Raw genomic sequence first — 10,185 nt, 5'->3', positions numbered from 1 at the left:
CCAGTATATTAAACGCGAATACCGACAGGGATTTGAATTAAAAGCATAATTTAATTGGTGAATTAGCGGGTTAGTGAATAGTGATTAAAGAACTTAAAAATTCGGATAATCAAAAATCATAAAACTCAATAACTCACAAAATCAACAAATAAAAGATTACTAATTCGCTAATTCACTAAATCAATAATTAGAAAAATGAATAGAAGAGATGCAATTACCAGGGTTGGTTTAATACTGGGCGGCACGGTGATAGGCGCCGAGTTTTTCGTTTCAGGATGTAAATCAACTTCTAAAAAGGTAAACGAACTGTTTGATGAAGACAACGTTGCTTTCCTGAATGAGGTTGGCGAAACCATTTTACCGGCTACTTCCTCTCCGGGTGCAAAAGCGGCCGATGTAGGCAGCTTTATGGCCTTAATGGTACAGGATTGTTATAAACCGGCAGATCAGAAAATATTTGTAAAAGGTATAGCCGATTTGGATGATGCCAGCAAGAAAAAGTTTGATAAGAAGTTTATGGAGGCTGATTCAAAGCAGCGCACCGAATTACTTACCGCGCTTGATGTCGAGCAAAAAGCCTACACCAAAACCAAAAAGCCGGAAGACCCTAACCATTATTTCAGGATGATGAAAGAATTAACCCTGCTGGGTTTCTTCACCTCAAAACCTGGTGCAACACAAGCCCTGCGCTACATTGCTGTACCCGGAAAATATGATGGTAATTTTCCATACAAAAAAGGCGATAAAGCCTGGGCAACCTAAAGAATTGGTTTGTGGTTGATTGGGTTGATTAGGTGAGTGGTTGAAATAAGGATTTGTATCCCTGTTAACTATTCACCTAATTAACCCAGTCAACCATTCACTTTATAAATTGGTTTTAAGTTGGACAGGCGGGTAGTTGCATTATGTAAACTGTTTCAGTTTTCGATAATTAACCACTCACCTAATCAACCCAATCAACCACTCACTTAAAAAACAATGAAATTAAGATTAGGAATGATCGGCGGTGGGCAAGGTGCGTTTATTGGCGCTGTGCACAGGATTGCTGCCCGCATCGATGGTGAATATGAACTGGTTTGCGGCGCTTTTAGCAGCAATGCCGAAAAATCAAAGGCAAGCGGCGTTCTGCTGGGTTTACCGGCCAACCGCGTTTACAGTTCATACACCGAACTTATAGAAAAAGAAAAACAACTGCCCGAAGATGAACGTGTACAGGTAATTAGTATTGTTACTCCAAACCATGTACATTTTGATCCTGCTAAAGCCGCGTTAGAAAATGGGTTCCATGTGGTTTTGGATAAACCGATGACCTTTTCTTTGGCTGAAGCTAAAGAACTGGATAAAGTGGTGAAAGCAAGTGGCAAGCTATTTTGCCTAACCCATACTTACACCGGTTATCCAATGGTGAAAGAAGCCAAGCAACTGATAAAAGCCGGTAAGCTGGGTAACATCCGTAAAGTTTATGTAGAGTATCCGCAGGGATGGCTCAGTAGTTTTTTAGAGGGTGATGATAATAAACAAGCCTCGTGGCGTACCGATCCGGGTAAAAGCGGGATTGCTGGTGCTATGGGGGATATAGGTACCCATGCCTTTAATTTGGCCGAATATATTACCGGTTTAGAGGTAACACAGATCTGTGCCGATATCAATGTTGTGGTACCGGGGCGCAAACTGGACGACGATGGTGCTGCTTTGCTAAAATTCAATAACGGCGCGAGCGGCGTGCTTACGGCAACCCAGATTGCTGCCGGTGAAGAAAATAATGTGAAAATAAGGGTTTATGGCGAGCAGGGTGGCCTGGAATGGCACCAGAGTGACGCCAACTCATTAACCCTGATGTACACTGATAAACCTATGGAAGTATGGCGCACAGGCGGTGGTTACACCAGCTCATTTGCGCAGCATAATACACGTACGCCTGCCGGTCACCCGGAGGGATACCTGGAGGCATTTGCCAACCTGTACCGTAACTTCGCTTTAACTGTTAAAGCCGGGTTAGAAGGCAGGGACGCTACACCCGAAGAAAAGGATTACCCCGGTATTGAAGAAGGCGTTCGCGGAATGGCATTTATTGAAAATGTGATTGCATCGGGTAAATCAGATAAAAAGTGGACTGAATTTTCTATCTAAATAAAAACTATGACAACCATTAAAGGACCTGCAATATTTATAGCACAATTTATAGGTGATACCGCACCATTTAACAGCCTTGATTCTATTTGTAAATGGGCTGCCGACTTGGGTTACAAAGGTGTTCAGCTGCCAACACTGGACGCCCGTTTTATCGACCTGCAAAAGGCTGCCGAAAGCAAAACTTATGCCGATGAGGTAAAAGGCATTGTAAACAGCCACGGATTGGAGATCACCGAACTTTCTACCCATTTACAAGGGCAGTTGGTAGCGGTAAACCCGGTTTATGATACCCTGTTTGACGGTTTTGCGCCAGAGCAATTACGTAATAACCCCGCCGAAAGGCAAAAATGGGCCGTCCAGCAATTAAAGTATGCTGCACAGGCATCAAAAAATTTAGGTCTGGCTGCATCGGTTACTTTTAGTGGCGCGCTGCTTTGGCCAATGTTGTACCCATGGCCACAACGCCCCGCCGGTATAGTTGATACCGCTTTTGGTGAGCTGGCCAAACGCTGGGTACCTATCCTTGATGTTTATGAGGATAATGGCATCGACCTTTGCTATGAAGTTCATGCGGGGGAAGACCTGCATGACGGTATTACTTTCGAGATGTTTTTGGATAAGGTAAAAGGCCATAAACGGGCAAACCTGCTGTATGATCCATCGCATTTTATACTGCAATGTCTGGATTATTTAGAGTATATTGATCTGTATCACGAGCGTATAAAAATGATGCACGTGAAGGATGCAGAATTTAACCCTACCGGAAGACAAGGCGTTTATGGCGGCTACCAGAATTGGGTTGACCGTGCAGGCCGTTTCCGCTCATTGGGCGATGGGCAGGTTGATTTTAAAGCGATATTTAGCAAGCTAACGCAATATGATTTCCCGGGATGGGCCGTGCTGGAATGGGAATGTGCGCTTAAACACCCTGAAGACGGGGCCCGCGAAGGTGCTGAGTTTATCAAAAATCACATCATCCGGGTTACCGAACGTGCTTTTGACGATTTTGCAGCATCAGGTGCCGACGACGCACTGAACAGGAAAACGCTGGGGATATAAGACATATAGTACATAGACTTACGAAGTTTTTAGAACTTCGTAAGTCTATAAATACAAGTTGAGAAAAATGCCAATTAACCAATTATCATAACCTAAAATAATTTAAATGCAAACTATTAACCGTACACAGCTTTTCAGAGCCAGTTGCCTATCCTTGCTGGTAACATCATTGTCATTCGGCATCCGAGCCGGTATACTAAACGATCAGGGGGTAAGATTTCATTTAAATGGATCAGAATTAGGAACAATTGCAGCTACTGCTTTCTGGGGATTCCCTTTGGCAATAATTGTAGGTGGTTTTATAGTGGATATCATCGGTATGAAAAAGTTGCTTGTATCGGCTTTTATTTTTCATTTGATTGGTATTCTGCTAACAATTTTCGCTAATGGATATTGGACATTATTCCTTTCAACACTGATGATCGGGATTGCCAATGGTACGGTTGAAGCATCTTGCAATCCGTTAGTAGCCTCCATGTACACCGATAATAAAACTACAAAACTGAACCATTTTCACCTTTGGTTTCCGGCTGGGATTGTAATAGGAACCCTGGTTGTATTTGGGTTAGATAATACACTCGCAAATGGTGCATCTGAAAAACCTTACTGGGTCTCGCAGATAGAGATAGGATTTATGTTGATACCAACGTTAATCTACGGTTTCCTTTTCTCTAAACTGGATTTTCCGGTTACAGAACGGGTATCGGCTGGCGTAAGTACAAAAGATATGTATAAAGCGCTTCTCAATCCGCTGTTTCTTTTTATGATTATATGCATGTTTGGTACTGCTATTACAGAATTATTTACAAATCAATGGACAGATGTATTGTTTAAAACAGTTACGCACAACGCCATTTTAATCCTCACTTTTGTCGCATCCGTCCAGGTACTGGGTAGGGCTTTTGCCAGTCCAATAGTACATCGCCTTGCGCCGCAGGGAGTTTTACTTATTTCTGCAATTTTATCAGCTCTGGGAATCTACCTTATGATTCACTTACATGGTGATGCCATTTACCTTGCAGCCGTTGTTTTTGGATTAGGGGTTGCCTTCTTTTGGCCTTGTATGATTGGATTTGTAGCAGAAAACCTTCCTCGCACCGGTGCAGTAGGATTAAACCTGATGGGCGGAGCAGGGATGTTTGGTGTGTCAATTTATATGATATTTATGGGAGGATACTACGATGGAATAATGGCTCAAAAACTTCCTGCGGGTGCAAATATAGATGCTTATCGCTCGGCGGAAGCAGGAACAGATATGGCTAAGGCTTTTGATGCCGCCAGATCTGCGGCTGGTCCGGAAGTTCTTAATACTACGCTATTGATTCCCCTTGCGCTAATAGTAGCCTTTACCGGATTGGTATTTTATATGCGTGCCAGGAAAAAAAATGCACCTTTGGCTACAGTAGTGGTATAATAGTCGATTTTTTTAGAATAAAATTGTATTTTTCACGATAATTATCAACACAATTAAAAAACAGTATCACCCATCAAAATAATAAATAAAACAGATAAAATTTTGATGGGTTATACACATTAACCAACAAACTATTTACGTGAGGCGCAAGCTTCATAACATTAAAAAATTATTAAATGAAAAAGGCTTTTTTTATTCTTGGTATTTGTGCAGTAGTATCTGCTTGCGGCGGTAATTCATCAAACAAGGGAGGCAGTGATAGCACCGCAGCAGCAAACCAAACTGCAAAAGCAAGTAACTCTGATGCTGATACCAACGCTACTAAAACCGGCACCGAAGCGGCAGGCGGTTCAGCAGGCTCTGCAGCAGGCGAAAAACTATTAGCAAATAATGATTGCGGTACTTGCCACAAGGTTGATACCAAGGTTATTGGACCCGCTTTTCAGGATATTGCAAAAAAATATGATGCCTCACAGGCTAATATCGATATGCTGGCCAAAAAAATAATATCAGGCGGCAGCGGTAACTGGGGCACTATGGCAATGACCGCACACACCGCACTTTCAGAAAGTGATGCAAAGGAAATGGTACAGTACATCCTGTCGTTAAAAAAATAACCGAGATTAATTTTTTCTAACCCCAATAAGTATGACCGTTGGAATAAGGGTAAAGCTTTCTGCAATGATGTTCCTGGAGTTTTTTATCTGGGGGGCATGGTTTGTTACAATGGGTACCTATTTAACGGTAACGTTAAAGGCAACAGGTACACAAAATGCCGGAGCCTATGCAACGCAATCATTAGGCGCCATTATTGCACCCTTTGTTATCGGGCTTATTGCTGATAAATACTTTTCGGCGCAAAAAATATTAGGCGTTTTACACTTACTTGGTGCTGCTTCGCTTTTTTATGCAACTACCATTACCGGTTTTGATAAGTTTTACCCGAACATATTATTCTACATGATCATATACATGCCAACCCTGGCATTGGTGAACTCGGTTTCATTTAAGCAGATGCAAAACCCAAGTAAAGAATTTCCGCCAATACGGGTATTTGGTACTGCCGGATGGATAATTGCCGGCTTGCTTATTGGCTATCTTGGATGGGAAAAATCAGGCTCGCTGGTACTTACGTTTAAAATGGCAGCGGGAGCTTCGTTAATATTAGGTTTACTCAGCTTTACATTACCTGATACCCCTCCTGTAAAAAAAGGTCAGAAAACATCTTTTGGTGATATTATCGGGTTAGATTCTATAGGGTTACTTAAAAACAGATCATACCTTACATTTTTTCTGGCATCAGTAGCTATCTGCGTTCCGCTGGCGTTTTATTATAATTTTACCAATCCTTTCTTAAATGAAGTAGGTGTAACGGCAGCCGCGGGTAAACAATCTATGGGGCAAATGTCCGAGCTGTTGTTTATGGCGTTGATGCCACTATTTTTTGTAAGGCTGGGCGTTAAGAAAATGCTTGCTGTAGGTATGTTAGCCTGGGTACTGCGTTATATACTTTTTGCTTATGGCGATGTAGGGGCCAATTATTGGATGCTGATTGCCGGTATTGTAATGCATGGTATCTGTTACGATTTCTTCTTTGTAACCGGCCAGATCTATACCGATAATTTAGCGGGCGAGCGGTTTAAAAGTGCCGCGCAGGGATTTATCACTTTGGCTACTTATGGCGTTGGGATGCTTATCGGCTCGTATATTTCGGGGCCGATAGTAGATCATTGGCAAACTTCAACTACTTCACACAACTGGCAAACCATATGGCTTATTCCGGCCGGAATTGCCGCTGTGGTGTTAATATTTTTCCTGTTGTTATTTAAAGATACAAACGATATAGCAACTAAACCAGGTTTGGATATACAGGAACCATCTGCACAAACCGAGATATAAACCAATAAAAAAACATGGCATCAAATCAAAACAGACGATCGGCTATAAAAAATATAGTTACAGGCACTGCTGCTATAACAACGGCAGGTATGTTATCGTCATTTAAATCCGAAGAAAAAGAAATGAATGTTGATACTGCTTTAAAAGGTAATATTAATCATGCCGTATGCCGCTGGTGCTATGGCGATATGTCTGTAGAGCAGCTTTGTATAGCTGCAAAAGATATTGGCATAAAAGGGATCGACCTGGTTGGACCTGCCGACTGGCCTACACTTAAAAAGCATGGCCTGTATTCGTCAATGTGCAATGGCGCCGAAATTAACCTGACGGATGGTTTTGGTGATACCCAATTTCATGCCCAGCTACAAAAAAATTATTCGGAGATGATACCCAAAGTTGCAGCGGCTGGTTATAAAAACCTGATCTGCTTTAGCGGTAGTCGCCGGGGTAAGGATAATGAAACCGGCTGGAACAATTGCGTGGAAGGACTAAAACCATTGGTTGCCCTTGCCGAAAAACATAACATTGTTTTGGTAATGGAATTGTTGAACAGCAAGATTGATCATAAAGATTACCAGTGCGATAGGGTGGAATGGGGAGCCGAACTTGCTAAAAGGATAGGTTCGGAACACTTTAAACTGTTGTTTGATATATACCACATGCAAATAGATGAGGGTGATGTGATCCGCAATATTAGGCAGTATCATCCCTACATCAATCATTATCATACCGGTGGTGTACCCGGAAGGAACGAGATAGACGAAACGCAAGAGCTTTATTATCCGGCTATTATGAAAGCTATTGTAGAAACAGGACATAAAGGTTTTGTGGCGCAGGAGTTTATTCCCAAGCAAAAAGATAAGGTTGCCTCACTACGTAAGGCGGTTCATTTATGCGACGTTTAAACCTTATCTTCAAAATATACTCAAACAAAGCATAAACCAAACAGAAATACATGACAACCAGAAGAACATTTTTAGCGCAGGCCGGTCTACTTTCGGCAGGTGTTATGTTAGCGCCATCTTTATTATCGGCAAAAGAAAAAAACGGGGCAGGCCTGCAATTATATAGCTTACGTGATCAATTACCTGCTGACGTAAAAGGTGTGATAGGTAAAGTTGCAAAGGCAGGTTACCAGGAAGTAGAAACTTTTGGTTATAATAAAGATACCGGCTATTGGGGCCTAAAAAGTAAGGATTTTGGTCAGCTATTGAAAGATAATGGATTGAGTAGTCCAAGTGGCCACTATGGTTTGGATTCGTATTTTGGCGAAGGAAAAACCGACGACCTGAAAATGTACATGGATGTGGCCAATGCCATTGGGCAAACCTATATTATTGTGCCATCATTAAACCATAACTTTATTAAAACGGTTGACGACTGCAAAGGTGTTGCCGAAAAAATGAATAAAGCCGGCGAAATTTGTAAAGCGGCTGGTTTAAAATTAGGCTACCATAATCATAATTTTGAGTGGGCACCGGTAGGTGATACTACTTTTTACGATGTGGTGCTTAACAACACCGATCCTAAATTGGTGAATATGGAAATGGATCTTTACTGGGTAGTACGTGCAGGCCAGGATCCGCTGGTTATTTTTGAAAAGCATCCGGGCCGCTTCACTTTTGTGCATATTAAAGATAGGGATAAAACTAATCCTAACCTTAACACCGAAATAGGTACAGGTGATATCGACTTTAAGACAATTTTAGGTAAAGCCAAACTTGGAGGGGTGAAACACTTTATTGTTGAGCAGGAAAATTATACCAATATTGATCCTTATGTAAGCATCACTCAAAGTGCTGCATACTTAAAAAACACACTTCACATTTAATAAAACCAATTATAAAAATGAGATACTCAATAATATTAACCACTATTTTAGCCGGGAGTTTTTTTATGGCTAACGCACAAACAGCGAAACCAGAGGATACCGAAACCTGGGAGCCCATACCTAAAGTTATTGTTCCGGGTAAAGTGTTGGGTGATGCCCCGTCAGATGCTATTGTTTTGTTTGATGGCAAAAACCTTGACGAATGGGTTTCTACCGAAGATAAAACGCCTGCCAAGTGGTTGGTTAAAGGTGATGTACTTACCGTTAACAAAAGTGTTGGCAATATTGAAACCAAAAAGGCATTTACCAATTACCAGTTACACATTGAGTGGAAAGTGCCTGCAAATATAACCGGTACCGGCCAGGCCCGCGGCAACAGCGGTATATTTTTAGCATCAATAGGTAAAGGAGATGCAGGTTATGAGCTACAGGTTTTAGATTCATACAATAACAAAACCTATGTTAATGGCATGGCCGGCAGTTTGTACAAACAGGTTATTCCGTTAGTAAACCCAGGCCGCAAACCAGGCGAATGGAATGTTTATGATGTAGTATGGACAGCTCCTGTATTTAACGAGGACGGCACACTAAAATCGGCGGCAAGAGCAACCGTATTTTTCAACGGTGTGCTTGTTGAAAATAACTTTGAACTGCTTGGCCCAACTCAATACATAGGCAAAGCTTCTTACGAAGGTAAAAAACATGGTGCTGCACCAATTAAACTACAAGCTCACGGAGATAAAAGCGAGCCGCTTAGTTTTCGTAATATTTGGGTGAGAGAACTTTAAGATAAATTCTTTATTATTTAGAAAGCCTGCCGACTAATGCCAGCAGGCTTTTTGTTTTATCAAGCAAATTGTTACGTTGTATATTGGAATGGGCATCACTTTATTTTTTATTTTCGAACGGATTTGAAGGCCTTTTGTGCTTCATCCTTTATCTTCACTTTCGATTCTATTTTCCATTATATTTACAAAACTTTAAGCCAATTATGAAAACATCACCTATCCGTATAATTACTTTTATTTTAGGGTTTTTACTCTTTGCTTCCGGTCTTTCGGCTTCCCCCAAAAGATATTATTACGAGCTTAAAATTTATCATTATAAAACCCCTGAACAGGGAACCAGGATAGAGCGTTATTTGAAGGATGCTTATTTGCCGGCTTTGCACAGAGCCGGTATACCCAATGTTGGCGTATTTAAACCAGTAAAACAGGATACTGCCGATATGCGTATTTATGTTTATACACCATTTACTTCGTTGGATAAACTTACCGGTATCGACAAAAAATTACAGGCAGATACCAGGTACTTTACTGATGGTGAAGACTATATGAATGCAAGCTACAAGGATGCACCCTATGCCCGTATCGAAATATTGATACTGCATGCCTTCCCTGGTATGCCAGCCCCGGCAGTACCCCAGCTTACAGGCAACAAAGCCGATAGGGTGTATGAGTTGCGTAGTTACGAAAGCGCTACCGAAAAATACAACTACAACAAAGTACGTATGTTTAATGAGGGTGATGAAATAGGGCTTTTTAAAAGACTTGGTTTTAACGCGGTTTTTTACTCCGAAGTGGTATCGGGCTCACACATGCCAAACCTGATGTATATGACTACGTTTAATAATAAGGATGACAGGGATAAGCACTGGGACGCATTTGGAAAAGACGCTTACTGGAAAACCTTATCAGCTAAGGCCGAATTTCAGAACAACGTATCACATATTGATATCACCTTCCTTTATCCGGCCGATTATTCGGATTATTAGTAGTGATATGCTGTCTTAGATCAGAAAACATCGTTTTCTGATCTTGCCTGGCATCGGGATATTTGACTCATATAT

The 10,185-nt window shown here is 41.4% G+C and carries 10 protein-coding genes; all 10 read left to right on the top strand.

From position 1 onward, the window contains the following. The first annotated feature begins 195 nt into the window (after positions 1-195). The 10 genes from AC1DPZ_RS16105 to AC1DPZ_RS16060 all read left to right on the top strand — a co-directional run bounded on the left by AC1DPZ_RS16105 (position 196) and on the right by AC1DPZ_RS16060 (position 10,110). On the top strand, positions 196-762 hold the full coding sequence (locus tag AC1DPZ_RS16105; RefSeq protein WP_477405170.1) for a gluconate 2-dehydrogenase subunit 3 family protein: 567 nt from the start codon (positions 196-198) through the stop codon (positions 760-762). 216 nt (positions 763-978) lie between these two features. After that, on the top strand, positions 979-2,130 hold the full coding sequence (locus tag AC1DPZ_RS16100; protein WP_477405168.1) for a Gfo/Idh/MocA family protein: 1,152 nt from the start codon (positions 979-981) through the stop codon (positions 2,128-2,130). 9 nt (positions 2,131-2,139) lie between these two features. After that, on the top strand, positions 2,140-3,192 hold the full coding sequence (locus AC1DPZ_RS16095) for a sugar phosphate isomerase/epimerase family protein (RefSeq protein ID WP_477405166.1): 1,053 nt from the start codon (positions 2,140-2,142) through the stop codon (positions 3,190-3,192). Positions 3,193-3,298: 106 nt separating this feature from the next. Then, positions 3,299-4,606 carry an MFS transporter gene (locus AC1DPZ_RS16090; RefSeq protein ID WP_477405164.1) on the top strand — a complete coding sequence of 436 codons (1,308 nt, stop codon included), beginning with the start codon at positions 3,299-3,301 and terminating at the stop codon, positions 4,604-4,606. A 176-nt stretch (positions 4,607-4,782) separates the two neighbouring features. Continuing rightward, positions 4,783-5,223, top strand: a complete 441-nt coding sequence (locus tag AC1DPZ_RS16085) for a c-type cytochrome (protein ID WP_477405162.1) — start codon at positions 4,783-4,785, stop codon at positions 5,221-5,223. Positions 5,224-5,254: 31 nt separating this feature from the next. Then, a complete protein-coding gene (locus AC1DPZ_RS16080) occupies positions 5,255-6,505 on the top strand; it encodes a nucleoside permease (protein ID WP_477405160.1) in 1,251 nt (416 codons plus the stop codon). 14 nt (positions 6,506-6,519) lie between these two features. Then, positions 6,520-7,410, top strand: coding sequence for a hydroxypyruvate isomerase family protein (locus tag AC1DPZ_RS16075; protein ID WP_477405158.1), 891 nt, complete (start codon positions 6,520-6,522; stop codon positions 7,408-7,410). 50 nt (positions 7,411-7,460) lie between these two features. Next, entirely contained in the window at positions 7,461-8,336 is an 876-nt protein-coding gene (locus tag AC1DPZ_RS16070) for a sugar phosphate isomerase/epimerase family protein (RefSeq protein ID WP_477405156.1), read from the top strand. Between the two features lie 17 nt (positions 8,337-8,353). Continuing rightward, complete coding sequence (locus AC1DPZ_RS16065; RefSeq protein ID WP_477405154.1) at positions 8,354-9,124, top strand: 3-keto-disaccharide hydrolase; 771 nt, start codon at positions 8,354-8,356, stop codon at positions 9,122-9,124. Between the two features lie 203 nt (positions 9,125-9,327). Further along, positions 9,328-10,110, top strand: a complete 783-nt coding sequence (locus AC1DPZ_RS16060; RefSeq protein WP_477405152.1) for an NIPSNAP family protein — start codon at positions 9,328-9,330, stop codon at positions 10,108-10,110. Positions 10,111-10,185: the final 75 nt, after the last annotated feature.

It is taken from the genome of Mucilaginibacter sp. P4_G9 (genome assembly GCF_056400985.1).
This window is presented reverse-complemented; position numbering and strand designations above follow the sequence as displayed.

Excerpts from the sequence above, each read along its gene's own strand:
- AC1DPZ_RS16105 (WP_477405170.1), top strand. The coding sequence starts at position 196 with ATGAATAGAAGAGATGCAATTACCAGGGTTGGTTTAATACTGGGCGGC.
- AC1DPZ_RS16100 (WP_477405168.1), top strand. The coding sequence starts at position 979 with ATGAAATTAAGATTAGGAATGATCGGCGGTGGGCAAGGTGCGTTTATT.
- AC1DPZ_RS16095 (WP_477405166.1), top strand. The coding sequence starts at position 2,140 with ATGACAACCATTAAAGGACCTGCAATATTTATAGCACAATTTATAGGT.
- AC1DPZ_RS16090 (WP_477405164.1), top strand. The coding sequence starts at position 3,299 with ATGCAAACTATTAACCGTACACAGCTTTTCAGAGCCAGTTGCCTATCC.
- AC1DPZ_RS16085 (WP_477405162.1), top strand. The coding sequence starts at position 4,783 with ATGAAAAAGGCTTTTTTTATTCTTGGTATTTGTGCAGTAGTATCTGCT.
- AC1DPZ_RS16080 (WP_477405160.1), top strand. The coding sequence starts at position 5,255 with ATGACCGTTGGAATAAGGGTAAAGCTTTCTGCAATGATGTTCCTGGAG.
- AC1DPZ_RS16075 (WP_477405158.1), top strand. The coding sequence starts at position 6,520 with ATGGCATCAAATCAAAACAGACGATCGGCTATAAAAAATATAGTTACA.
- AC1DPZ_RS16070 (WP_477405156.1), top strand. The coding sequence starts at position 7,461 with ATGACAACCAGAAGAACATTTTTAGCGCAGGCCGGTCTACTTTCGGCA.
- AC1DPZ_RS16065 (WP_477405154.1), top strand. The coding sequence starts at position 8,354 with ATGAGATACTCAATAATATTAACCACTATTTTAGCCGGGAGTTTTTTT.
- AC1DPZ_RS16060 (WP_477405152.1), top strand. The coding sequence starts at position 9,328 with ATGAAAACATCACCTATCCGTATAATTACTTTTATTTTAGGGTTTTTA.